Here is a 22,867-nt window from a genome sequence, read left to right on the forward strand (position 1 = left end):
TATGTCTTCGGAATCCCATGAAGGGAAATTGACTCATTTTAATGAGCAGGGCAGAGCAAGAATGGTAGATATCTCGGGCAAGCAGGCAACAGCCCGTACTGCGGTTGCGGTATCCACGGTTACCATGCATCCAGATACGCTTCAGGCTATTAAGGAAGGAAAAATCGGCAAGGGAGATGTGCTGGCCGTAGCGCAAATTGCCGGCATCCAGGGTGCAAAGCGGACTTCCGACTGGATTCCCATGTGCCATCCATTGCCCCTAACCGGGGTTAACCTCATATTTACGGATAACGGACATAACGAGCTATATATTGAGGTAACCGCAAAAACAGAAGGAAAGACAGGCGTGGAAATGGAGGCGCTCACTGCGGCTTCGGCTGCGGCGCTTACTGTGTACGATATGTGTAAAGCGTTGCAAAAGGATATGATCATTGGCCCGACCCTGCTCCGTTCCAAAACGGGTGGGAAAAGCGGGGACTATTTATCTGAGTTTTAATTATTGCTTCTATATATTAAATATAAGTCGTCATTTTAAAGGGATTTAATTCAGACATAAAAGACGGAGTTCCTATGTGGATGAGGAGGGTGACTTCATGGTTTGGAAAACAGCGATCCTGACGGCAAGCGATAAAGGCTCCCGAGGAGAACGCGAGGATACAAGTGCCCAGGTTATCCGGGAACTTGTTGAGGAGGAGCTCGGCGGTGAAATTATAGAATACCGCATCGTTCCTGATGAACCGGATGAAATTATCGCGGCTTTAATTGAGATGACAGATTATTTTCAAGCTGATCTTGTGCTTACTACGGGAGGCACCGAGCTGGCTATTCGGGATGTGACTCCGGAGGCCACCCGGCGTGTGATTGAGCGTGAAGTTCCAGGCATGGCGGAAGCAATGCGCTATTCGGCCATGCAGAAGAACCCTGGGGCGATGCTGTTCCGCGGCATCGTGGGCATTCGCGGCCGGACGCTTATCGTTAACTTGCCGGGAACGCCAAAAGGGGTTCACGAAAACTTGGCAGCTATTATGGAGCAGCTCCCCGAGGCGCTATTGATGGTTACCGGGCAATTCCGGCTATAGCTGAAAATAATTGGGCCTAGGTGTTAGTAATATGTCCTACAATAGCACTGTTACTGTGATATTAGTTATGGTATGATGTGGGCGTATGAAGGAAACAAGCGAAAGAGGGGAATCAGCCATGGGTGTAGGCGGGTTATTATTGATTATCATCGCAGCGCTAATTATATTCGGGCCCAATAAGCTGCCGGAGCTGGGGCGCGTCGTAGGCCGGACTTTCAAAGAGTTTAAGGATGCGACACAGGACATTATAGAGGATCGGCCGCAAAGCACTAAGGCGGAGTCTCCGAAGCCCTCGGCGACCGTTCAAGAATCCTCAAAAGTAGAAGATAGACGACTGCCGGAGTAATTTTTCAACGCAAGTTTGGTTCAATATAGATAGGTTTGATGATCTCCCTTCCTTCGGGAAGGATTTTGCATGCTTTGGAGTAATTTAGAGTTGGGGAGGACGGCATATGGCAGAAGAGTCGCAGCAAAGTGTAGTAGAGCATTTAACGGAACTTCGCCGCCGGTTATTCTGGGTACTATTTATATTTGTATTTGTGCTTGTTGCCGCTTTCTTCGTAGTCAAACCAATTTATAACTATGTCACGGTCAATGCCCTTTCAGGCGTAAAGATTAACCTGAATGCATTCTCTTTTTGGGATGGCGTTGGCGTATATATGAAAATAGCGATGATGGTTGCTCTGGGTGTAACCCTGCCCTTTACGCTTTACCAAATATGGGCATTCGTCAGTCCCGGACTGCGGCCTGCCGAACGAAAGGCGACACTGAAATATATTCCTTATGTATTTCTCTGCTTTATTATCGGGATCATGTTCGGCTATTTTGTTGTATTTCCGCTTGCGATGGCGTTTACTGGCGAATTGAATGCCGAGCTTGGGCTCATAGAAACCTATGGGATGGCTGATTATTTCAAATTTTTATTTAATATTATTATTCCGATCTCGCTGCTTTTTGAGCTGCCGATTGTCATATTGTTCCTCACTCAGCTTCGGATCCTAACGCCAAGGCTGCTGCGGAAAATGAGAAGAGTGTCGTATTTTGCATTAGTGGTTATTTCCGTGATGATTACGCCGGCAGACTTTCTTTCGGCATTCTTAGTACTTATTCCTCTCATTATTTTGTATGAAATTAGTGTGCTTCTATCGGCGCGCGTGCACCGCAAGCAATTGGCGGCAGATGCTAAGCGGGAAGCCCAATATAAATAATAGGTTTTACTGAACAATAAGCACATCTTCTGCCGGGAGATGTGTTTTTGATTTGAGACTAAAAGCATAGATTTAGAGAAAAAATGGAATATTTATAGAACTATGGGGATATCATGAAAGGGGCGCCTGGAGCGATTCGATACAAATCAGAAAAAATTACCGAGGAGAACTTGAAATCTGTACATATTTTGAGTATCATAAAAAGTGTTGTTAGCACTGATGTGTATCGAGTGCTAATACGTCAGTTAACGCTATTAAATTCAACAAAACATATTTAAAGGAGGACATTTTCATGATCAAACCTTTAGGTGAACGTGTACTGGTAGAACCGATTGAGCAAGAGGAAACGACTGCATTTGGCATCGTGCTGCCAGACACAGCGAAGGAGAAGCCGCAGGAAGGTAAAATCGTTGCCGTAGGCAGCGGAGCACTGAAGGACGGGGTGCGTGTTCCATTGGAAGTGAAGGAAGGCGACCGCGTACTGTTCTCCAAATATGCGGGAACGGAAATTAAATACGAAGGCAAAGAATACTTAATTATGAAGGAAAGCGATATCCACGCCATCGTGGGTTAAGTGTACATCAGCCTGACCTTATGAATAAAGAGCAAAGATCAACAATTCAGGGAGGTAATTGAATTATGGCAAAGGACATTAAATTTAATGAAGATGCTCGCCGCGCGATGCTGCGCGGGGTAGATGCGTTGGCAGACGCGGTAAAAGTAACTCTTGGACCAAAAGGCCGCAACGTGGTATTGGAGAAAAAATTCGGCAGCCCGCTCATTACAAATGACGGTGTTACGATCGCAAAGGAAATCGAATTGGAAGATGCGTTCGAGAACATGGGCGCACAGCTCGTTAAAGAAGTAGCCACGAAAACGAACGATGTTGCCGGTGACGGTACTACGACTGCAACGGTACTTGCGCAAGCATTGATCCGTGAAGGATTGAAGAACGTTACGGCTGGCGCTAGCCCAATCGGTCTGCGCAAAGGAATCGACAAAGCGGTTCGCACAGCGGTAGAAGAGCTGCAAAAGATCTCCAAAACAATCGAAGGCAAGCAATCGATCGCTCAAGTTGCGGCTATCTCCGCTGGCGACGAAGAAGTAGGCGAACTGATCGCTGAAGCTATGGAGAAAGTCGGTAAAGACGGCGTAATTACGGTTGAAGAATCCCGCGGCTTCTTGACTGAGCTTGAAGTCGTTGAAGGAATGCAATTCGACCGCGGTTACATTTCTCCATACATGATTACGGATACGGATAAGATGGAAGCGGTTCTGGAGAACCCGTACATCTTGATTACGGATAAAAAAATCAGCAGCACGCAAGAAATTCTGCCAATCCTGGAGAAAATCGTACAGCAAAGCAGACCGCTGTTGATCATCGCTGAGGATATCGAGGGCGAGGCGCAAGCGATGCTGATCGTGAACAAGCTGCGCGGTACATTCAACGCGGTTGCAGTGAAGGCGCCTGGCTTCGGCGACCGTCGCGAAGCTATGCTGCAAGATATCGCTGCTCTGACAGGCGGCCAAGTGATTACCGAGAAGCTTGGACTGGATCTGAAAAGCACCAGCGTAGAGCAATTGGGTAATGCTCGCCAAGTTATCGTAACGAAAGAGAACACTACCATCGTTGACGGAAGCGGAGACAAAGCTGATATTACAGCTCGCGTCAACCAAATCCGTACGCAATTGGAAGAAACAACTTCCGAATTCGACAAAGAGAAGCTGCAAGAGCGTTTGGCAAAACTGGCTGGCGGCGTAGCTGTTGTTAAAGTTGGTGCCGCTACAGAAACAGAATTGAAGGAACGCAAGCTTCGCATCGAGGACGCATTGAACGCTACTCGTGCGGCTGTAGAAGAAGGTATCGTATCCGGCGGCGGCGTTGCCCTCGTGAACGTATACAATGCTGTAGCTGGGCTTGACGTAGAAGGCGACGAGAGAACAGGCGTTAACATCGTGCTTCGCGCTCTGGAAGAGCCAATCCGTACGATTTCCGCAAACGCAGGCGAAGAGGGTTCCGTTATCGTTGAGCGCCTGAAGAAAGAACAACCAGGCATCGGCTTCAACGCGGCTACCGGCGAATGGGTGAATATGATCGAAGCAGGTATCGTTGACCCTGCGAAGGTTACTCGCTCCGCTCTGCAACATGCAGCATCCGTAGCTGGATTGTTCCTGACGACCGAAGTGGTCATCGCAGACAAACCAGAGCCGGAAAAACCAGCTATGCCTGACATGGGCGGCATGGGCGGCATGATGTAATTTTTCGAAATAAACCCTTAACAACTAGTTGCCGGTACTATACTGGCGACTGGTTGTTTTTTTTAGTTTGAATACGGATAATATACTTTGCGATGATTGTCGTATCTACAATAGATGGTCAAGATCATATGATTCCAATTTTAATGAAGCTTGAAACGATTCGATCGGGGCATAATCAGCCGGCATTCCTTTACGGAACCAGCTCATGATTATGCCCTTTTTCTGTGTTGAGCGTATTAATTCAAATCTGGAATCCTGGTTCTGATAATGTCTCTTCATTTTAAATAGCTAAACTCTTATCATATATTTACTTAGTATATATATTTCTAGGGCTTTTTTGTATATAAAACAAAACTAATCAACGGTTATGCTTGTATTGACTATATACTTAGTATATTATGGTGAAGAAAAAGAATGGGAGGGACAAAATGATTAAAGTTAGCAATTTAACAAAAGACTTTAAACAGGGACAAGAGAAAACACAAGTGTTGAAAGGTGTTAATTTAAATATTGAACAAGGGGAATTCGTAGCCATAATGGGGCCCAGCGGCTCTGGAAAAAGTACCTTACTTCAATTACTTGGAGGACTTGATGTTCCTACCAAAGGAGATATAGAAATCGATCAAAAATTTATTAATCAAATGAATGAAAAGGAAAGAACGATATTTAGGAGAAAAAAACTAGGCTTCGTTTTTCAAAACTATCAATTGCTGCCTACCTTAACTGTAGAAGAAAATATCGCCTTTCCTCTTCATGCCGACGGGAAATTAACAAAGGAAAAAAGTAAAATGATCCATGAATTGATTCATTCTGTTGGTTTAAAGGAGTTAAATCGCAAGCGTGCCAATCTGCTAAGCGGTGGTCAGCAACAACGTGTCGCTATAGCTAGAGCACTTGTTAATAACCCGACTGTTTTACTAGCTGATGAACCTACAGGAAATTTAGACAGGGCTAGGGCAGAGGAGATTCTAGGTTTATTGTCAACATTTCACCGTAAAAACAAACAAACTATTGTGATGGTCACACATGATATTTTTGCCGCTGGTTTTGCAGACCGCATCATACTTTTTAGAGATGGAGTTATAGATCAAGTGATATCTAGGAAGGATAGTGACTATGCTAAATATTTGGCGAATTTCATGGCGTAATATAACTCAAAACAAAAAAAGGTTTTTCTTTACCTTGCTTGCAATTATTCTCGGCACATCTTTTTTAACCTCCATGCTAGTAGCTGATAAAACAACAAATGACGTTTTTGAGTATTATGAGCAAATGTATGTAGCCAATGCAGATTATTGGGTTTTAAGCGATGAACATACCTATCCTGAAAAGATGATATCGCCTATTCAAAAAGATCCTGCAGTTACCCATACCTTGCTTGCTCTTGATAAACAAGCCTTCTTTGAACTTGAAGGCGATCGCTCTCTCAATGAAAGATCTGTACGGATTACAGGAGTAAACGATCAAAACAGCCCTTTGCTGGAGCTCCCGGTTATTGAAGGAACCTTAGATAATAAAGGAGTAGTCTTACCGGAAGTTGTTGCAAAGCTTTTAGGAAAAAAGGTTGGAGATACGGTTCGGTTTGCTAATATGGGAGAGGCAAAAGTTTCTGCCATTGTTGAGTATACACAACTGCTTGCAAGCCCCAGTGATTGGGAACGTGCTGAATCAGCCAGTTTTCGAATTATGGCACCGCTTGATATGTTAAGAGAGTGGACAGGAATGAGTGACGAGATTTCCTATACGCGCTTTCAAATCGAGGGGGATGGCAAAGAGCTCTTTCGCTCTTTCCAGCAAAAATACCGTGGTTCAAGTGTATACATAGAACCTGTTGTTGCCGATGATCTCCAGAGCAATGATATAGGGGGGCTCTATACCTTCTTCTATTTAATTGCTGGATTATCAATGTTTGTTAGCGGATTTATTGTTTTTAATATGATTTATACAAGCGTAATAGAAAGAAAAAAAGAATTTGCCATCATGAAAAGCCTTGGATATACACGGAGTTCTGTTTCTAAGCTGGTTCTCATTGAAATGATACTTTTGGCAGTAATCGGTACAGCTATAGGAGTTCCGCTTGGTATATGGCTCGGAGATTTGTTTATGCAAGCCCTTCTTGGTGTATTCGAATTTGATATGGTCTATACTTTAAATTGGAAGCTGCCAACGGTGATGGCTGTCATCATTGGATTGCTATTTCCAATCGTTTTTTCTGTTTTTCCTATTTACAACGCAGGCAAGACTTCGATCTTATTGACATTAAAAATGGTAAATCAGACGTACACATCCCGACGGTACCTTCTTACAAGCATTGTTGGTTTAGGACTTCTATGCTTTGTGTTTATAGATCACCCAGTTTCATATGCCTTTATATTAGTAGGCGTCATTCTTTTGTTCCCCATACTCTTGTTAGGCTTAAGTATAATCATAAAGCCTATTTTGAAATCTTTTTTTAATTATTCCGGCGTCATGGCTGTAAAAAATCTATCCCAGCAAATAAACCGTAACGCAAATACAGCCGCTATTCTAGCGATTGGCATCTCGGTTATATTGTTACTTGGTGCAGCGGTAGAATCAGCTCCGGAAGGGTATGAAAAAGAAATCAGAAATACCTATGGGGGAGATATGAGAGTTACGTCTGAGGCACCATGGTCTGCCGAGGATATAACAAATATGCTTTCTTATGATGCTGTAACAGGTGTTGAAACATTAACTGAAGCAACGCCAATTACATGGGAAACCATGAACGGAAGGAGCAGACAGTTTTCCGTTCTTTCCGTAAGCGAGAATGGCCCCTCTTTATTTGCTGATCCTCAGGAGAATGATATGTATGAAAAGTTGAAGCAAAAAGCTTCTGTGCTGCTCGGGGATCGTGCTTTTCAAGAGTGGGGTGGAAATATTGGTCAAAGCATACTAATGAATACGCCAAATGGTGAACAGTATTTTAAAGTTATTGGCGTTGTTAAAACATCGCATTATTCTGGTTATGTAGCATTTATGGACAAGGTTAACCTTAAGGATGATTTTGGCTGGACAAATAGCTTTGATTTGCTGCTCACTTTAAGCAATAAAGCGAACGATTCAATTCGCGACCAGCTATGGTCTGATTTTAGCGGCCATCTTGCCAAGATCCAAACGGTAGAAGATGAAATTGAATCTACTACTTCAGCAATTTCAGGTATGAAGGAGCTTATCTTAGTTATGTTGTTTATGATCATCGGGTTAGCTAGTATTGGTACGGCTAATACCCTTTTGATGAACACTTTGGAACGCATTTCCGACATTGGAACTATGCGAGCTCTCGGTTTTACTAAACAACAGGTCAGAAACATGATACTTGCCGAAGGTATGCTTATTGGATTAGCAGGAGTAATCGGTGGTATAGCATCTGGTGTAATTTTAATTTACGGAACAAGTCAATCACGGCTAATGGAAGGGTTTATGTCTTTCCAACTACCTTATAGTAATATTATATTAGCAATGATTGTCGGAGTTTTTCTAAGCCTCGGTGCAGCCTGGATTTCCAGCAAAAGTGTAGGTAAAATGGATATCCAATCATCACTCAAAGAAGGTTGATAATTTGTCAGTTAAATATGGAATTTTAACGTTGTTATTCCGGCAAAAACATCATGGATACGAATTGAAATTAGAGCTGGATTCCCTCCTTGGAACTAAAGATAAGATTAATCCTGGTCAGATTTATACCACTCTCGATCGTTTGATACGTGACCAGCTTGTCTCTTCCCCGGGGTTGGATGATCAGGAAAGAAAATTGTTCGAGTTAAAGTCAAAAGGGAAAGAAGAGTTGGAGAAATGGTTATTGGAACCTGTGCCTTATTACACGACCAAAGAAGACTTTTTCTTTAAATGGAGTTGTGCCCGGATAATTCACTTTGTCCATGAAAAGCAAATGCTTGAACAACAAAAAGCGATGATTATTAGTGATGTGATGGAATTAACTAAATTAAAAACCGAATTATTACTGCAGGGTGATGAAAATAAATATTTATTAATTACGGGTATGCTGCTGCACTTAGAAGCAGATTTGAACTGGATCAATCAAGTTGAAAATCGTAACCGTTAATAGAAATGTCCCAGTTTAGCGCTTCATCTCATTATGGCACTTACAGGTTCGTATTCGGACTTGGCGAGAAGCCTTTTGTACTATCTGTTGCTTTGAGCATTGAATGATCAAAAAGGCCGCCGATTAGCTCGACGGCCTTGATCTATGTTTCATACGTGCTAACTGATAGCCGTTCCGTTCGGCACGCGCTGATCTGGTTGCAGCAAAACGACATCGTCTTTTTCAGGAACCCCACCCAAAACTAACACCTCGGAGTTAAAGCCTGCAATGCGTCTTGGAGGAAAATTAACAATTGCAACGACTTGCTTTCCCACGATTTCTTCAGCTGCATATCTTTTCGTGATTTGCGCACTGGATGTCTTGATCCCCAGTTCGCCAAAATCAATTTCAAGCTTTATGGCTGGCACGCGTGCTTCTTTAAATAAATCTGCCTTGACAATCGTTCCGATACGAACGTCGAGCTTATTAAAGTCTTCTATAGTTGCCACGAAATATTGCTCCTTCTTATCCTTTTATATGAACATTCTAACTGGACTAACTTTTAAAGTCCATTGTTCCTTTAATAGCAGGGTAAAAATAAACTATTGACAAGGCTGCTGTGCTTGTGTTAATTTTATCTTAAATTAAAGATTCTTGATGCAAAGAAAAGATATTTTTTTACTTATATATCTTTAAATAAAGATAGTTTATATAAAGATAGTTGAGTGAAGAAAAATTTTGAGGATTTAGGGAAGTAATATCTTAATATCGAAACATAATAAATTTAGGAAGGGTTTGTCAGAATGAAACATTTAAAAGGGATTCACCATGTCACGGCGATTACAAGCAGTGCAGAGAAGAATTATGAATTTTTCACTTACGTATTGGGAATGCGTTTGGTGAAGAAGACCGTGAATCAGGACGATATTCAAACGTATCACTTGTTTTTTGCGGATGATCAGGGAAGTCCCGGTACGGACATGACCTTCTTTGACTTCCCAAACATTCCAAAGGGTGTGCACGGCACCAATGAAATTTCAAAAACCTCCTTCCGGGTACCCTCCGATGAGGCATTGAATTATTGGGTAAAACGTTTTGATCGGCTTCATGTAGAGCATACAGGAATTAAAGAGCAATTTGGGAAAAAGACATTGTCGTTCATCGATTTTGACGAACAGCAGTACCAGCTCATTTCAGATGAGTTCAACGAAGGCGTGGCGTCTGGCACGCCATGGCAAAAAGGCCCCATTCCATTAGAATATGCGATCACAGGGCTGGGACCAATTTTTGTGCGAATCGCTGATTTCGAACATTTTAAGCAAATGTTTGAAAAAGTTATGTTGTTTAAAGAAATTAGTCAAAAAGGTGACTATCACTTATTCGAAGGGGGTGAGGGAGGGAACGGCGCACAAATTATTGTGGAACATAATACGGCATTACCGAATGGGAGACAAGGCTATGGTACGGTTCATCATGCGGCCTTCCGTGTCGAGAATCGCGAGGTGCTGGATGAATGGACAGCACGCCTTGAAAGCTTTGGCTTTCATACATCAGGATATGTTAACCGTTATTTCTTTGAATCGCTTTATGCACGCGTCGCACCACAAATATTATTTGAGCTGGCTACAGATGGACCTGGATTTATGGGTGATGAGGAATATGAGACCGTGGGTGAGAAGCTGTCATTGCCCCCTTTCTTGGAGCCTAAGCGCGAGCAAATCGAGAAGCTGGTACGACCCATTGACACAGTAAGAAGCACAATCGAGTTTAAGAAGGAATACGAGGTATAAACCATGAGCTTTATTAAAAAAGTATTTGGATTAAATACCCATAGAAATGAAGAACAAATAGGAGGAAATGAAATGTTAAAAATCGGTATTGTTTTAGGCAGCACTCGTGAAGGTCGTGTAAGCCCGCAAGTTGGAGCATGGGTGAAAGAGCTCGCAGACAAACGTGGAGATGCTGAATATGAAATCATCGATCTCGCCGAGTTCAAACTGCCGTTGTTGGGAGAGCCTGGCGGGGATGCGTCCGGTGCGGCAGCGTGGTCTGCAAAAATTAATAGCTGCGATGGATTTGTCTTCATCGTACAAGAATATAATCACTCCATTACCGGTGCGCTGAAAAATGCATTAGACTACTTACGCGATGAGTGGAACAACAAAGCTGCCGGAATCGTTTCATACGGTTCAGTAGGCGGTGCGCGTGCAGCGGAGCATTTGCGCGGCATTTTGGGTGAATTATTAGTCGCCGACGTGCGCGTACATCCGGCACTATCATTATTCACGGATTTCGAAAACGGTACGGTGTTTAAACCAAAAGCTGTACAAGCTGATTCAGTGAACCAAATGCTGGATCAATTGATTCCTTGGTCAACAGCTCTAAAGACAATTCGCAAATAAGCATTGATAATGCAACGGATGCAAAAAGGTGCATATATAAAAAACTCCCCTTCGGGAGTTTTTTTTATCCGACAAATTTGGAAAGGGAGATCAGAGCCGTTATCGTAATGACATTCAAAAGCGTTGAAATGAGCACGGTTTGGGAAGCAAATTCAGGCTCATTATCATATTCTTCAGCAAGGATTGTGCTGTTAACGCCAGTTGGCATACCAGAAGCGATGAGCAGCGCTTGCGCTGGAATTCCTTTCAAATCGAGTGCTAAGATGAGCAGAAATCCTATAGCTGGGCCGATGAGCAGCCGCAGGAAGGCGCTGATGTATACATCCAGCCGATCGAAGCGCAACGGGTATTGGATAATTTGAGCACCTAGTGTTAGTAGGGCGATGCTTACCATTGAATCTGCAATATAGCCTAGCGGCTTGGCAGCGAATTCAGGTAATGGCCAGTGAAAGACGTGGAAAATAAGACCAAGCACGAGAGCATACGGTACCGGCATTTTGAAAAAACCGATCAGCGCAGCTTTTAGCGTTCCTCCTGATTTAGCCCGCTGAACTGAAATGACGCCATAGGTAAAGGTCACCAGGCTCTGAAAGGTCATGACCAACGCCTGAATGGAGGTAGCCAATGGATCGCCTCTAAATGCGAGCTGATTGATGGGAAGTCCGTAGTTTCCTGAATTATCGAGGATAAGACTATTGGTGAATGCTGCTTTCATTCCCGGTTTAAATTTCCTTCTCCAGCAGACAATAGAGCTTACAGCATACAGGAGCGCGACGTAAAGAACATAGAATAATGTAACGTTCCCAAGCAATAAGGGGGACATTTCAGATTCATACATACTCAAAAATACAACTGCAGGAGTGATGTAATAAAAATTGATTTTCGCTAAGGTATACAAATTAAGCTGAAAAGCACGATGCATGAGCGCTCCAAGTCCAATCAGCACAAAAATAGGCAAAACTACATCCATTACAATTTCGATAATCATCTTGATGTCCATCTTCCTTCTGAATAATAAAATCCTTTCGATACATAAGCTGCTTGTTATTATACCATGTTTGTTTTGTCTATATAGGAATTTGTAGGAGCCTGGAGGGTAACAATATACCTGATGTTTAATGAGGCCTAATGCTGAAAATCGTGGGGTGATACTGTTGTGGGCTTTGATTCTATCCTATATTCCGAAATGGACTGTTATTGTCCAAGCCTTGCTGCTTTTAATAATTCCGCTTCTGCTGTTTATGTTTTTTGGGTGGCTCCGGAAGTCGATCACTTCGAGTTTTTCTCTTAAGCCGAACAAACCTTCCCCGCCGATTAAGGAACATAGCTCTATGTCAGTTCAATTGACCGGGCAATATGATAAGGATCTGACCTCCGTTCGAGATGCTATCGGCTCCAATGGTGATGTTCATATCAGGGAATTCAAAATCAGGGGCATGGGAAAACGGGCGGCAATTATCTACATTGACGGATTGCTTGTTGCCGACATTATAGATACCCATCTCATAACTCCTTTAATGATCCATGGAATTTCGGAAACAGATCAAGAGACAATCCTTCATTCGAACGATGCATTTAAATCGTATATTTGCAACCAATTGCTTCCTGTATGTGAACTAAAAGAAATCCAAGGCCTGCTCGAGTTGGCGCAGGCCGTTTTGAGAGGCAGAACCGGCTTGCTAATTGAAGGGATACAAGGCGCACTCCTCGTGGGTTCCCCCCAAGGAAAGAGCAGGAATGTGGAGGATCCTCTGTCCGAAGCGCTGCTCCGGGGGCCCCGTGTTGGCTTTACAGAAAGACTGTGGGATAACACGGGACTGCTTAGAATACATGGAAAAAACGAGAGCCTGATTCTGACCAAATTTGAAGTTGGCAACCGTGTGAAAAAGGAAATGGTTCTTGCCTACATGCGGGATATTGCCGATCAGCGCCTGGTTGATGAGGTTACTTCGCGGATCCAAAAAATGGATATCGACGATCCGCTCGAATCAGGTTATATAGAGCAGTTGATTGAGGATAACGTTTTAAGTCCTTTTCAACAGCTGCAAAATACTGAGAGACCGGATAGAGTCATTGGTTCCTTGTTGGAAGGAAGGGTAGCTATTCTTCTCGACGGTACGCCGTTCGCCCTGATCCTGCCGACTACCTTCAGCATGCTGCTGCAGTCCCCGGAGGATTACTACGAGCGATGGATTCCGGGTTCCTTCGTCCGTATCCTGCGTTTCTTGGCGGCATTGCTAGCCTTGCTGGCGCCCGCGCTGTACATTTCGTTTATATCGTTCCATCCCGGGCTGATTCCGACCAAATTGGCACTTTCCATTATTGAAACAAGGCAAGGGGTTCCTTTTCCCTCGATCATTGAAGCGCTCATTATGGAAATGTCCATCGAGATATTACGGGAAGCCGGCATTAGGCTGCCTAAGCCGATCGGGCCTGCCATGGGGATCGTTGGCGGCCTGATCATCGGCGACGCTGCCGTGAATGCCGGAATTGTTAGTCCGTTTCTCGTTATTGTTGTAGCGGTAACGGCGATTTCTTCCTTCACGATCCCGGTCTATAGTGCGGGTATTACATTGCGTGTTCTCCGTTTTGCTGCGATGCTTACTGCCGCCGTTCTAGGGATTTTTGGCGTCGTAATGTTTTTTCTTCTGATTTGCAGCCACCTGGTCAGATTGAAAAGCTTTGGCGTCCCTTATCTAAGTCCAATGGTTCCATATGGAATCAATGATTGGAAGGACTTTCTTATTCGCTTCCCTTTGAAGGTGATGAAGAAGCGGCCCTATATGCTCAGGCCGAATGACTCCGACCGAAGAAATTAAGAGCTTTCAACAAACAGGAAAGAGGTAGGCAACCATGAGCAGTGCAAATACTAGTGCAAAAGATCAGATAACGACTTCCCAGGCTGCAGTCTTGCTTATCAACTATACGTTAGGTGCTGGAATACTGACGCTTCCGCGAACGACTGTGGATGCGGTGCAAACCCCTGACGTGTGGATTTCAACGATCATCGCCTTTATGATCATTACTGTAGCGGGATTAATCGTCGTGTTGTTATGCCGGAGATTTCAGGGAAAAACCTTGTTTCAGTTTGTGCCGGACATTACCGGGAAATGGCTGGCATGGATATTGAGTTTAACTGTCATTGCCTTTTTCCTTCTCATCGCAGCTATTCAAATTCGGATTATGGCAGAAGTTACGGTCTTTTACCTGCTGGAAGGTACCCCGACCTGGGCTATAGTGATGTCCTTTATGTGGATCGGCCTCTATTTAACATTGGGGGGGATAAATTGCATGGCCAGAATGTACGAGGTTATTTTGCCGATTACGCTTGTATTTTTCCTGATTTCGATTCTGTTGAGCAGCAAAATATTTGATATTAATCATTTCAAGCCGGTACTCGGCTCCGGAATCATGCCCGTGATTAAAGGGATCAAGCCAGCGCTTCTTCCCTTTATTGGCTACGAGATTATGCTGGTTACTATGGCGTATATGAAAACTCCGCAAAAAGCAGCTAAAGCCCTGCTGGCTGGCACGATCGTTCCCTTGATCGTCTACTTAGCAACCATTCTTATGGTGATCGGCGGATTATCTACTTATGGGGTAAGAACCAGAGTATGGCCGACCTTGGATTTGTTACGCAGCTTTGAAATTCAGGGCTTGATTTTTGAACGTTTTGAATCGCTGCTGCTTGTCATTTGGATCATGCAAATATTTTCAACCTTTACGATTACACACTATGCGGCTTCTCTTGGTTGGTCGCAGCTGTTCAATAAGAACATAAAGATTTTTTTATTTGCTATGCTGCCTGTTATTTTCTTGATTGCCATGCTTCCGAAAAACGTGACAGAAATCTTTAAGCTGGGGGATATCGTGGGGACTGCATCGATTTACATATTTGGCGGAGTCCCCTTACTACTCCTGCTGATTAGTATTATCCGGAAGAAAGGGGGGAGTCCGAATTGAGCAAATACGTAAGGCGTTTTTTGCCGGCGGCCGCAAGCTTGCTGTTGGCTATAACGACCGGCTGCTGGAGCGGTAATGAAATCGAGGATGTAACGGTGGCTATCGGAATGGGGTTGGATGTCGCTAAAGAATCCCAGTTTGAGAAGGAAATCAATGAACAGGGGGCACATTACCCGAAGGAAAACGTTTTAACGGCTACGATTCAGATTGCCCAGCCGACCGGTGGAAAAAAGGGAGGACAGGGTGGGGGGGCGAATCCTTCAACATCGCAAAAGGCTTATTTAAATGAACAACTGACAGGGGATTCCGTAATTCAAATCGTTCGTCAATTTGCATTGCGTCGAGATCGTCCGGTTATGGGACACCATTTGAAGGTTATCGTTGTCGCCAGGGAATTAGCTCAGAAATACAGTCTTGAGCAGCTATTTGACTTTATTCTTCGCGACAATGAGATCCGGCCCAGCTGTCTCGTGGTGATAAGCCATCGAAACGCTCTTGAGGCTTTAAGCTCCGAGGAGCCTGGGGAAATTCCAGCCTTTTATTTATTAGGACTCGTCGATAATCGGTATCGCTCCAATAAGATTCTGCCCCCGATAACTTTGAGCAAGCTGGATAGTTCCATGCAATCGGGAGCAAGCTTTCTGCTGCAAAATGTAGTAACTGCCCGAAATGAGCATAAGTTTTCCGGGGCGGCGATTATAAAAGGGGATACGAAGAAATGGATCGGGGAATTAAGCCAGTATGATATAGAGGGGTTGTCCTGGATTAAGGGAGATGTGATAGGAGGAACTCTAAAGACATATGCACCAAGAGGGGGCTACACGATAACTTATGAACCTGAATCCTCTAAAGCCTCAATTATTCCTAAAGTATCAGGAGACGACATATCATTTCATATCAAAATAAAATCTGAAGGTAGATTAATTGAGGATTGGAGCTTTCCGGAAATTCCCTCATCTACACATTATATCGATGAGCTAGAGGAGAAATTTGAAAAAGAAGCCAAGGAACAAATCAGTCAAGTTTTGCACAAAATGCAAAAGGTATATCAGGTCGACGTTGGGGGCTTCGGAGAACAATTGAAATTTAAATATCCAAAGCAATGGAGAAAGGTACAAGAAAATTGGGAGGATATCTTCACGCGTGTTCCCATTACCTATGACGTTAGCATGAAAATCAAGGACCACGGTTCATCGACAGACTAGAGTTGCAGGAAACGAACAGGATATCCGAAAAAACCTCGCCACTAGCGAGGTTTTTTAAAATGTTATTTGTGCTTAAGACTTTCCATATCAGCTTCCAGCTTGAGCTGCCGACGATTAATAATATCAATGCTGTATTCATGCGTATTGAGTTGGGTGGTCGTTCTTCTCTCAAAAGATTTCTGGGACAGATCAAGCCGCTTGGTAATATCCAGCGTTTCTAAGACAGCTTGTCTTATTAAGGGAATATCCGCAGTGTTGGCTTTAATCTCCTTTAACACGGCCTCAAAGCTCTGCTGTCTGTCTTCTAAAGCTTCTTGTCTATCAAGAAGAGCTTGTTGACCCTCTTCTAAGGTTGCTTGTCTGTGTTCCAAGCTCCCCATTCGAGTATTTATTGATTTAAGCTCATCGAGAATTTGCGCTAGGATCTGATCGCTCATAGGGTAGTAATCCCTCCTTTTAACGTTTGTATTGGGTAACGCTGATATATGATTTCGATTCTAGTTGTTGTCGTTTAAAGACCATGCATTAAGATGCTTTCAGTATAATGAGTGCTTTTGATAAGTATAACTTAATGGGCAATTAGCCGCAATTAGGGGAACGAAGAACGTCCCTATTCCTCATTCGAGGGTAGGTGACGTTCTTGTTACAATTCATATTACTTTACAGATCCACGATTGGAAAGTAAACGGAATACCTTTGATCCATCACCTCATATAGCGGAATAAAGCGAATGCCCTCAGGCTGATTTTTCGTTCTGTAATAACCGGGATTCCACCAGCTATGCTGTCTTTCATGATCGGGAAGCAGTATCGATTCAGGTTCATCCAGGTTCCCGAACAACTGACGCTCCTCTGCGACTAATCCGGCCAGTACGATCGGCCCATCCAGAAAAGCAACCGTACCAGGCTGACCTGGCAGCTTCTCTGTGGTTAACGCCTTGGGAAATTCTACGTCAATGACGGTATTCTCTATCCAGGTTCTCTTTATTTCAAAAAATGAGGAGGGAGCAAAATTCCCTTCAATCGGCACGCCATTTATCTTAATTGTCGGAGTACCGTGTAACCACCAAGGTAAACGGAGCTTCAATCCGAACTCCAACTCATTATCACAGGAGATAGTCAGCCGATAGACAAACCGCTCTGGGCGTGATGTAGGGATTGGAGGAATATCAACCCTGGTAATCGCCTCCATACCCGAAACCGACCATTCATTTAGTGGATAAAGACCGAATTGAGCATCCTGATTAAGCTGAATTTTTACTTTTTGCTTATCATGCTCAAACTCCAGTATGGAAGGAATCCATTGACATACAGCAATTCCTTCTTCGTATCTCATAAATATTTCATCTTGATATGCAGAATTAGCTTGCATCAGGGTACCGTGACAGCACCAAAAATCTTTAGTCGGGGTTCCCCATTTTTTCTGACTTCCGGCTCCTATACCGAGGAAATAGGAGACCATTCCATCTTCTCCATTTTGGTGAGCTAGCACTCCGTTGATAAATCTTCGCTCCCAGTAGTCTGCATACTCCGCATCGCCTGTCCAACGCAATAAAACATTAGCCAAGCGCATCATATTGTAATTGCAGCAGTGTTCCTGGCCTACTCCCAATCTGTCTGAGAGTTTACCGGGCGGGATCCATAATTCCCCATCGTCTGCTGCGCCTGTAGCTCCGTAGCCCCGATCTGTTACAGCACATTTCCAGAATGCTTCAACTACATCTCGCCATCTACGGTCTCCCGTAACCTCCCAGGCTCTGGCGGCACCTAAGATCTCGGGTATTTGCGTATTGGCATGTTTATTAGTCAGAACATCTTCCCCGCGAACAAGTGCATCAAAAAAACGGCGGCGGTCATAACGATATATTAATTCGCGGTGCTGCTCATGCCCCGTAACCCCATAGAGCTGCGACCAAACTTCAAGCATTCCTCCCGTTTCCAGATCCAATAAATCATCCATTTCCGCTTGAGAAAATTGACCTGTCCATTTATAAAACCAGGAGGCGATATTGCTTATAACATCTAAAGCCTGCCGATTTCCAAGCAGTTCGTACATATCGAACAAGCCCATTAAAAGCTTGTGAATCGTATAATGTGGTGCCCATACCCACCTTCCCTTAGCGATTCTGCCCATATACGATTCCGGAAAAGCGGCTAGCCATTCGCCTCCGTTCTCCACTTGGCATTTAGCTAGTTCAGCCACAATAAAATCCGCCTTAGCCTTGACCAATTGATCATTCGTTTGGGCAAAAATTTTTGCCGCAGCTGACAGCCAGTGTCCCGTAATATGTCCACGCAGTTCACAGGTGGGGGATTCCCATCCCCAGTGCCAATTTTCTGGGATATCCATATTTGCGGATGATGCTGTTGTAGTTCCACCCTGCCCGCTGTAACTCCAAAGTCCTGCTTCCAAATAGAAATTACGCAATAGATTTTCACTCGTCAGACTCATTACATAGCTTGTATTCAATTGGAACCGTTTTTTTAAAGCTCCCGGAGCCAATTTGACTTTATCGCAACCAAATTCGTTCATTGCCATAAGCATAATCTTACCCCTCGATATATTTTTTTTGTATTTCATGTTCATTTTATATAGCAGTAGATAAACAAACAATGCACTATATTTTTATTTACATATACTTTTTTTAGTTTTATACTCGAATAAACCTGGACTTTTTATGTAAAAGAGGTGTTTGAATTGGAAACTAATATTTATTTGACGGCGGATCGTTTTCCACTAGTTAGGGATATAGGCAAAAATCAAATTACCGGCATTTATACTCATCCGGATCGTATTCAGGATTTTGATGTTTTCCTGTTTGTCACCAAGGGGGAAATGCAGGTCATTGAGGAAGGAACCGAGTATATCGTAAAGGAAAAGGAGCATTTATTTCTGAAGAAGGGACTGCATCACTGGGGGCTGCCACGCAAAACCATGCCGGAGACGTCCTGGTATTGGATCCACTTTAATGCCATGGCTGACGATCATTCAACATACAAAGAATACTCGATTTTACCTGAATTGGATTATTTCTCGCCTTCTGATTATCAGTATCGATTTATGCTGCCTAAATATGGATACTGGCCGCAACATGAGACCATTGAGCATCGCCTAAATTCATTATTGGAAGATTATTATCAAGTTAGGGAACATCGGATGACGCACATATGTATTCAATCTTATCTTTTATTCATGGATTTACATCGAGCTTCATTGAAGCCCTTCTTGGGGAATGCTGGCGGTAGATCCGATACGATAGCGGAACGAGTTATGAGGTATTTATTGAAAAATACGGAGAGAGATTTCGATGCCCAGGCTTTAAGCAAACATTTGAATTTAAACTATAGCTATATATCGTCCGCTTTTAAGAAGCAGACTGGCCAAAGTGTTATCGAAGCCCATACGAAGCTGCGAATAAATAAAGCCATCGAGCTGATGAAAAATAGCTCGTTGATCGTTTCTGAAATTAGTGACAAGCTAGGCTTCCCGAATCCCTACTACTTCAGTAGGGTATTTAAAAAAGTGCTGGGGGAATCGCCGACGTCTTATATGAAACAAATTTACAAAGCATAAAGCCGAGAAGGGTCAACACTTGACTCCCCTTACTCGGCTTTTCCGCTGTTTCATATTTATAAGCTGCCTTGCGGCTGCTCCTGCTCTTGTCCTTGTTTTTGTTCTTGTGCTTGTTCTTGTGCTTGTTCTTGTTCTTGTTCTTGTTCTTGCTGGCTTGGTCGCAGCACAGGCTTTAATTCATCTTCGATTGTCGAATCCGAAAGCTCTACGTTAGAGCGGTAGGCCGCTCGAATGATAAGATGCCCCGATACCGGAGCCGTGATGAAAACGAATAAAATACCGAGGATGACCCGTACGCTAATAAAGGCATCACTGAACCATATATATATAAAAGTTCCTATCAGGGTTAGTAGCACTGCAAGCGTTGAGCTTTTGGTTGCGGCGTGAGCGCGCGTATATACGTCCGGAAAGCGAATGATTCCGATTGCGCTGATGACGCTTATGATGCTGCCGATAAGAATCAAAGCGGCTCCAATAAATTCACCCACTGCGTTTACGTTCAATGATAACACCTCTCTCGATAAATCTTGAGAGCGAAATCGTACTGATGAAAGCCAGTATACCCAAGATTAGAATAACTTCCAGATACGCTTTGGTCTTCAGCAATATAGATACCGCGGCGATTCCAGATATCAGATTAACGCCGATCATGTCCATCGCGATCACCCGGTCGGGAATGGATGGTCCCTTTATAATCCGGTACAGGGAAATGGCAATGGCCACACTGAACAGGGTAAGCGCAACTCCCAGCATAATTTTGATCATTATCGAGTCACCTCCATGATTGCTTTTTCAAATCGACCTAAAGAACGCAAGAGATCGTTCTTGTAACGCTCAATGTCGAGCGCGTGAATATAAAACGTATCTCCTTCAGGTGAAACCTCCATAACGACCGAACCTGGGGTCAACGTCAGCAGCAGGGCCAGCGTGGTTACTTCCCAGTCGCTTTTTAGAGCGGTTCGATAGGTGAAAATACCAGGCTTTATATCTATTTTAGGACTAATAATATGCTTCATCACGACAAAGGCCGACTGGAACAGCTCGGATATGAAGATCAGGATCAGCTTGACGACACGGTAAAACCGATGCAAATAAAATTGTTTTCCGAAAAAACGCTGCATCACGAAAATGATCGCTACCCCGACCAGGAAGCCGGCAAAAAACGTCGTAAATCTTAATTCGTCCTCATCATTGAGAACCATCCATAGAAAAGCAATAAATAAGTTGAGCAAAAACTGAGCAGGCATTTACATCCCTCCTTCCTCACATCGCGCATTAGCCGTTCTATTCAATCCAAATTCAATTATTTACCTAAAACTGCATCAATATAAATATAAGGATTCGTTAGAGTTTGCGCTGCATCAGCGACATAAGGCGATACGTACTCGGCGCCGAATCCTAGGCCAATCGAAGCGACCGTAAGCAAAATGCAAGGGATCAGCCAGCCTTTGCTCAGAGGCACGACTTCATCTTCGCTCGTCGTTGATTCCCCCCAGAAGCAGTTTAGGAAAATACGCAGCAGGGAGTAAAGCACGAATATGCTGGATATGAGGGAAAGAGCCAGCAGGACATACGTTCCGCTCTCCACCGCCCCTTGACCGATTAAAATTTTCCCCATAAATCCGCTGAGCGGCGGAATGCCTGCAAGGGCCAGCATGATGATAAAGAACATCCAGCCTAATACGGGATAATGGCGAATGAGTCCGCTCATTCGATCAATCATCGCCGTACCGGCAAGAGAAACCATAGAGCCGGCAATGAGGAACAAGGCTGCCTTGACAATCATGTCATGGATCAAATAATAAATCGATCCTTCAATAGCGGCCGGCGTCGCCGCAACAAGCCCTATCAAGATAAAGCCTACCGCTATGACCACATTAAAGGAAATAATTTGGCGAATATCTTTATAGGCGATAGCTCCTAAGGATCCCCCAATTAGCGTAATGCCAGCCATGATGCCGATAATTGTATGCGTAATCGAAGGCTCGTGATAGAAGAGTAGGGTAAACATACGGAACATGGCATAAATCCCGACCTTCGTCAGCAGTGCTCCGAATAATGCGGCTACGGCTGTTGGCGGGACGCTGTAAGAGCCAGGTAGCCAGAAGTACAGGAGCAAGCCAGCCTTCAAGCCGAACACGAGCAAGAATAAAATGCTGATTACGGTGAGCAGCGGAGTTTGCCCGGCTTCAGCGATCCGTTCGGACAGATGAGCCATATTCAACGTCCCTACCGTGCCATACAGATAAGCGATGGCGACTAGGAAGAACCAGGATGAGAGTACGTTGATTGCTACATATTTAATAGATTCCTTCAATTGAGGTTTAGTGCCGCCTAGCGTAATGAGCGCATAAGAAGCAAGCAGCATGACTTCAAAGCATACATACAGGTTGAACAAATCTCCTGTCAGGAAGGAACCATTCACGCCTGCGACCATGAGTAGAACAAAAGGGTAAAAGAACATTCGTTCCCGATTCTCCCCAATGGAGTAGAAGGCATAAACCAAACATAAGGCGGTAACAAGGCTTGTCGTGAGCACCAGCAGCAATGAAAAAGAATCCCCGACAAAGAGAATGCCGAATGGCGGCTGCCAGTTACCAAAGTCAAGACGGATAATCCCCACACGTTGAATCATGTTCAAGATGTAGAGGCTGATGCCCGTAACCGATAATATGGCGGCCAAGCTAAGCCATCTTTGTATCTGGATGTACGATCGGAAAAAAATAAGAATAATACCGGTGAGAACCGGGATGACGACGGGCAATACAAGGATATTATTCATCCACAATACCTCTCAACTCGCTTAAATTATCACTTCTGCTCTCCTGGTACAATCGATATGCGAGTACGAGAAGAAAGCCAGTTACCGCAAAGCTGATGACGATAGAAGTTAGAATCAGGGCCTGTGGCAGGGCATCTGTAAAAGTGGTTGTTTCCTCCCCAAGCACGGGGACGCCGCCGGTCTTAAGCCCGCCCATCGTCATGATCAACAAGTGTGCTGCATGTGTCAGCACGGACGTTCCGAGAATGATCCGAATAACATTCCTGGAGAGAAACAAGTAGGTCGCTACGGACACTAGAACTCCCGTCAGGATGATGATCAATGTCTCCATAC

Annotated in this window: 24 protein-coding genes; 15 read left to right on the plus strand and 9 right to left on the minus strand. The window is 44.0% G+C overall.

Annotated elements, in window-relative coordinates; genetic code table 11:
- Nucleotide 1: 1 nt before the first annotated feature.
- The 9 genes from moaC to ACE3MQ_RS18200 all read left to right on the plus strand — a co-directional run bounded on the left by moaC (nucleotide 2) and on the right by ACE3MQ_RS18200 (nucleotide 8,630).
- Complete coding sequence (moaC, locus tag ACE3MQ_RS18160; protein WP_379395215.1) at nucleotides 2-496, plus strand: cyclic pyranopterin monophosphate synthase MoaC; 495 nt, start codon at nucleotides 2-4, stop codon at nucleotides 494-496.
- Between the two features lie 97 nt (nucleotides 497-593).
- Nucleotides 594-1,079 (plus strand): MogA/MoaB family molybdenum cofactor biosynthesis protein, encoded by a 486-nt coding sequence (locus tag ACE3MQ_RS18165; protein ID WP_379395217.1) that lies wholly within the window; start codon nucleotides 594-596, stop codon nucleotides 1,077-1,079.
- Nucleotides 1,080-1,164: 85 nt separating this feature from the next.
- Nucleotides 1,165-1,425, plus strand: coding sequence for a twin-arginine translocase TatA/TatE family subunit (locus tag ACE3MQ_RS18170; protein ID WP_379395219.1), 261 nt, complete (start codon nucleotides 1,165-1,167; stop codon nucleotides 1,423-1,425).
- A 106-nt stretch (nucleotides 1,426-1,531) separates the two neighbouring features.
- Nucleotides 1,532-2,287 (plus strand): twin-arginine translocase subunit TatC, encoded by a 756-nt coding sequence (gene tatC, locus ACE3MQ_RS18175; RefSeq protein WP_379395221.1) that lies wholly within the window; start codon nucleotides 1,532-1,534, stop codon nucleotides 2,285-2,287.
- Nucleotides 2,288-2,579: 292 nt separating this feature from the next.
- On the plus strand, nucleotides 2,580-2,861 hold the full coding sequence (gene groES, locus ACE3MQ_RS18180; RefSeq protein ID WP_110931659.1) for a co-chaperone GroES: 282 nt from the start codon (nucleotides 2,580-2,582) through the stop codon (nucleotides 2,859-2,861).
- A gap of 65 nt (nucleotides 2,862-2,926) precedes the next feature.
- Complete coding sequence (gene groL, locus ACE3MQ_RS18185; protein WP_379395224.1) at nucleotides 2,927-4,546, plus strand: chaperonin GroEL; 1,620 nt, start codon at nucleotides 2,927-2,929, stop codon at nucleotides 4,544-4,546.
- Between the two features lie 428 nt (nucleotides 4,547-4,974).
- Nucleotides 4,975-5,694, plus strand: a complete 720-nt coding sequence (locus tag ACE3MQ_RS18190) for an ABC transporter ATP-binding protein (protein ID WP_379395226.1) — start codon at nucleotides 4,975-4,977, stop codon at nucleotides 5,692-5,694.
- The gene (locus ACE3MQ_RS18195) at nucleotides 5,663-8,122 is read left to right on the plus strand and encodes an ABC transporter permease (RefSeq protein WP_379395228.1); all 2,460 of its coding nucleotides are present in this window, start codon (nucleotides 5,663-5,665) and stop codon (nucleotides 8,120-8,122) included. The genes ACE3MQ_RS18190 and ACE3MQ_RS18195 overlap by 32 nt, the downstream gene beginning before the upstream one ends.
- Nucleotides 8,123-8,126: 4 nt before the next feature.
- Nucleotides 8,127-8,630, plus strand: coding sequence for a PadR family transcriptional regulator (locus ACE3MQ_RS18200; protein WP_379395230.1), 504 nt, complete (start codon nucleotides 8,127-8,129; stop codon nucleotides 8,628-8,630).
- 158 nt (nucleotides 8,631-8,788) lie between these two features.
- On the opposite strand, the gene csaA is transcribed toward ACE3MQ_RS18200, so the two are convergent.
- A complete protein-coding gene (csaA, locus tag ACE3MQ_RS18205; protein ID WP_379395232.1) occupies nucleotides 8,789-9,118 on the minus strand; it encodes a chaperone CsaA in 330 nt (109 codons plus the stop codon).
- Between the two features lie 294 nt (nucleotides 9,119-9,412).
- On the opposite strand from csaA, the gene ACE3MQ_RS18210 reads away from it, so the two are divergent.
- The gene (locus ACE3MQ_RS18210; protein WP_379395234.1) at nucleotides 9,413-10,399 is read left to right on the plus strand and encodes a ring-cleaving dioxygenase; all 987 of its coding nucleotides are present in this window, start codon (nucleotides 9,413-9,415) and stop codon (nucleotides 10,397-10,399) included.
- A 3-nt stretch (nucleotides 10,400-10,402) separates the two neighbouring features.
- Nucleotides 10,403-11,011: an NADPH-dependent FMN reductase gene (locus ACE3MQ_RS18215; RefSeq protein ID WP_379395236.1), complete on the plus strand. Its 609-nt coding sequence runs from the start codon at nucleotides 10,403-10,405 to the stop codon at nucleotides 11,009-11,011.
- Between the two features lie 64 nt (nucleotides 11,012-11,075).
- On the opposite strand, the gene ACE3MQ_RS18220 is transcribed toward ACE3MQ_RS18215, so the two are convergent.
- Entirely contained in the window at nucleotides 11,076-11,999 is a 924-nt protein-coding gene (locus ACE3MQ_RS18220; RefSeq protein ID WP_379395238.1) for an AEC family transporter, read from the minus strand.
- Between the two features lie 166 nt (nucleotides 12,000-12,165).
- On the opposite strand from ACE3MQ_RS18220, the gene ACE3MQ_RS18225 reads away from it, so the two are divergent.
- From ACE3MQ_RS18225 to ACE3MQ_RS18235, 3 genes are read left to right on the plus strand one after another with little or no spacing between them, the layout of a single operon-like run.
- Nucleotides 12,166-13,830, plus strand: coding sequence for a spore germination protein (locus tag ACE3MQ_RS18225; RefSeq protein ID WP_379395240.1), 1,665 nt, complete (start codon nucleotides 12,166-12,168; stop codon nucleotides 13,828-13,830).
- 34 nt (nucleotides 13,831-13,864) lie between these two features.
- Nucleotides 13,865-14,974 carry a GerAB/ArcD/ProY family transporter gene (locus ACE3MQ_RS18230; protein WP_379395242.1) on the plus strand — a complete coding sequence of 370 codons (1,110 nt, stop codon included), beginning with the start codon at nucleotides 13,865-13,867 and terminating at the stop codon, nucleotides 14,972-14,974.
- Nucleotides 14,971-16,179 carry a Ger(x)C family spore germination protein gene (locus tag ACE3MQ_RS18235; RefSeq protein WP_379395244.1) on the plus strand — a complete coding sequence of 403 codons (1,209 nt, stop codon included), beginning with the start codon at nucleotides 14,971-14,973 and terminating at the stop codon, nucleotides 16,177-16,179. Before ACE3MQ_RS18230 ends, ACE3MQ_RS18235 begins: the two co-directional genes overlap by 4 nt.
- A 62-nt stretch (nucleotides 16,180-16,241) precedes the next feature.
- Here ACE3MQ_RS18235 and ACE3MQ_RS18240 read toward each other — a convergent pair whose 3' ends face one another.
- Together ACE3MQ_RS18240 and ACE3MQ_RS18245 are read right to left on the minus strand one after the other, a co-directional pair.
- Nucleotides 16,242-16,616: a hypothetical protein gene (locus tag ACE3MQ_RS18240; RefSeq protein ID WP_379395246.1), complete on the minus strand. Its 375-nt coding sequence runs from the start codon at nucleotides 16,614-16,616 to the stop codon at nucleotides 16,242-16,244.
- A 223-nt stretch (nucleotides 16,617-16,839) separates the two neighbouring features.
- Nucleotides 16,840-18,723 (minus strand): beta-L-arabinofuranosidase domain-containing protein, encoded by a 1,884-nt coding sequence (locus ACE3MQ_RS18245; protein WP_379395248.1) that lies wholly within the window; start codon nucleotides 18,721-18,723, stop codon nucleotides 16,840-16,842.
- Between the two features lie 153 nt (nucleotides 18,724-18,876).
- On the opposite strand from ACE3MQ_RS18245, the gene ACE3MQ_RS18250 reads away from it, so the two are divergent.
- Nucleotides 18,877-19,752 (plus strand): helix-turn-helix domain-containing protein, encoded by an 876-nt coding sequence (locus tag ACE3MQ_RS18250; RefSeq protein WP_379395250.1) that lies wholly within the window; start codon nucleotides 18,877-18,879, stop codon nucleotides 19,750-19,752.
- A 56-nt stretch (nucleotides 19,753-19,808) separates the two neighbouring features.
- Here the strand turns inward: ACE3MQ_RS18250 and ACE3MQ_RS18255 are convergent, their stop codons facing one another.
- Genes ACE3MQ_RS18255 through ACE3MQ_RS18275 form a run of 5 tightly spaced genes read right to left on the minus strand, consistent with a single transcriptional unit; the run spans nucleotide 19,809 to nucleotide 22,865 of the window.
- Entirely contained in the window at nucleotides 19,809-20,255 is a 447-nt protein-coding gene (locus ACE3MQ_RS18255) for a Na+/H+ antiporter subunit G (protein WP_379395252.1), read from the minus strand.
- On the minus strand, nucleotides 20,233-20,517 hold the full coding sequence (locus ACE3MQ_RS18260; RefSeq protein WP_379395254.1) for a Na(+)/H(+) antiporter subunit F1: 285 nt from the start codon (nucleotides 20,515-20,517) through the stop codon (nucleotides 20,233-20,235). Before ACE3MQ_RS18260 ends, ACE3MQ_RS18255 begins: the two co-directional genes overlap by 23 nt.
- A complete protein-coding gene (locus ACE3MQ_RS18265; protein ID WP_379395256.1) occupies nucleotides 20,517-20,999 on the minus strand; it encodes a Na+/H+ antiporter subunit E in 483 nt (160 codons plus the stop codon). The genes ACE3MQ_RS18260 and ACE3MQ_RS18265 overlap by 1 nt, the downstream gene beginning before the upstream one ends.
- 56 nt (nucleotides 21,000-21,055) lie before the next feature.
- Complete coding sequence (locus tag ACE3MQ_RS18270) at nucleotides 21,056-22,534, minus strand: Na+/H+ antiporter subunit D (RefSeq protein ID WP_379395258.1); 1,479 nt, start codon at nucleotides 22,532-22,534, stop codon at nucleotides 21,056-21,058.
- Nucleotides 22,527-22,865 carry a Na(+)/H(+) antiporter subunit C gene (locus ACE3MQ_RS18275; RefSeq protein ID WP_379395260.1) on the minus strand — a complete coding sequence of 113 codons (339 nt, stop codon included), beginning with the start codon at nucleotides 22,863-22,865 and terminating at the stop codon, nucleotides 22,527-22,529. The genes ACE3MQ_RS18270 and ACE3MQ_RS18275 overlap by 8 nt, the downstream gene beginning before the upstream one ends.
- Between the last annotated feature and the right edge of the window lie 2 nt (nucleotides 22,866-22,867).

Source organism: Paenibacillus lentus, from assembly GCF_042714055.1.
Lineage (GTDB): Bacteria > Bacillota > Bacilli > Paenibacillales > Paenibacillaceae > Fontibacillus > Fontibacillus lentus_A.

Excerpts from the sequence above, each read along its gene's own strand:
- moaC (WP_379395215.1), top strand. The coding sequence starts at position 2 with ATGTCTTCGGAATCCCATGAAGGGAAATTGACTCATTTTAATGAGCAG.
- ACE3MQ_RS18165 (WP_379395217.1), top strand. The coding sequence starts at position 594 with ATGGTTTGGAAAACAGCGATCCTGACGGCAAGCGATAAAGGCTCCCGA.
- ACE3MQ_RS18170 (WP_379395219.1), top strand. The coding sequence starts at position 1,165 with ATGAAGGAAACAAGCGAAAGAGGGGAATCAGCCATGGGTGTAGGCGGG.
- tatC (WP_379395221.1), top strand. The coding sequence starts at position 1,532 with ATGGCAGAAGAGTCGCAGCAAAGTGTAGTAGAGCATTTAACGGAACTT.
- groES (WP_110931659.1), top strand. The coding sequence starts at position 2,580 with ATGATCAAACCTTTAGGTGAACGTGTACTGGTAGAACCGATTGAGCAA.
- groL (WP_379395224.1), top strand. The coding sequence starts at position 2,927 with ATGGCAAAGGACATTAAATTTAATGAAGATGCTCGCCGCGCGATGCTG.
- ACE3MQ_RS18190 (WP_379395226.1), top strand. The coding sequence starts at position 4,975 with ATGATTAAAGTTAGCAATTTAACAAAAGACTTTAAACAGGGACAAGAG.
- ACE3MQ_RS18195 (WP_379395228.1), top strand. The coding sequence starts at position 5,663 with ATGCTAAATATTTGGCGAATTTCATGGCGTAATATAACTCAAAACAAA.
- ACE3MQ_RS18210 (WP_379395234.1), top strand. The coding sequence starts at position 9,413 with ATGAAACATTTAAAAGGGATTCACCATGTCACGGCGATTACAAGCAGT.
- ACE3MQ_RS18215 (WP_379395236.1), top strand. The coding sequence starts at position 10,403 with ATGAGCTTTATTAAAAAAGTATTTGGATTAAATACCCATAGAAATGAA.
- ACE3MQ_RS18220 (WP_379395238.1), bottom strand. The coding sequence starts at position 11,999 with ATGATTATCGAAATTGTAATGGATGTAGTTTTGCCTATTTTTGTGCTG.
- ACE3MQ_RS18230 (WP_379395242.1), top strand. The coding sequence starts at position 13,865 with ATGAGCAGTGCAAATACTAGTGCAAAAGATCAGATAACGACTTCCCAG.
- ACE3MQ_RS18240 (WP_379395246.1), bottom strand. The coding sequence starts at position 16,616 with ATGAGCGATCAGATCCTAGCGCAAATTCTCGATGAGCTTAAATCAATA.
- ACE3MQ_RS18245 (WP_379395248.1), bottom strand. The coding sequence starts at position 18,723 with ATGCTTATGGCAATGAACGAATTTGGTTGCGATAAAGTCAAATTGGCT.
- ACE3MQ_RS18260 (WP_379395254.1), bottom strand. The coding sequence starts at position 20,517 with ATGATCAAAATTATGCTGGGAGTTGCGCTTACCCTGTTCAGTGTGGCC.
- ACE3MQ_RS18265 (WP_379395256.1), bottom strand. The coding sequence starts at position 20,999 with ATGCCTGCTCAGTTTTTGCTCAACTTATTTATTGCTTTTCTATGGATG.
- ACE3MQ_RS18270 (WP_379395258.1), bottom strand. The coding sequence starts at position 22,534 with ATGAATAATATCCTTGTATTGCCCGTCGTCATCCCGGTTCTCACCGGT.
- ACE3MQ_RS18275 (WP_379395260.1), bottom strand. The coding sequence starts at position 22,865 with ATGGAGACATTGATCATCATCCTGACGGGAGTTCTAGTGTCCGTAGCG.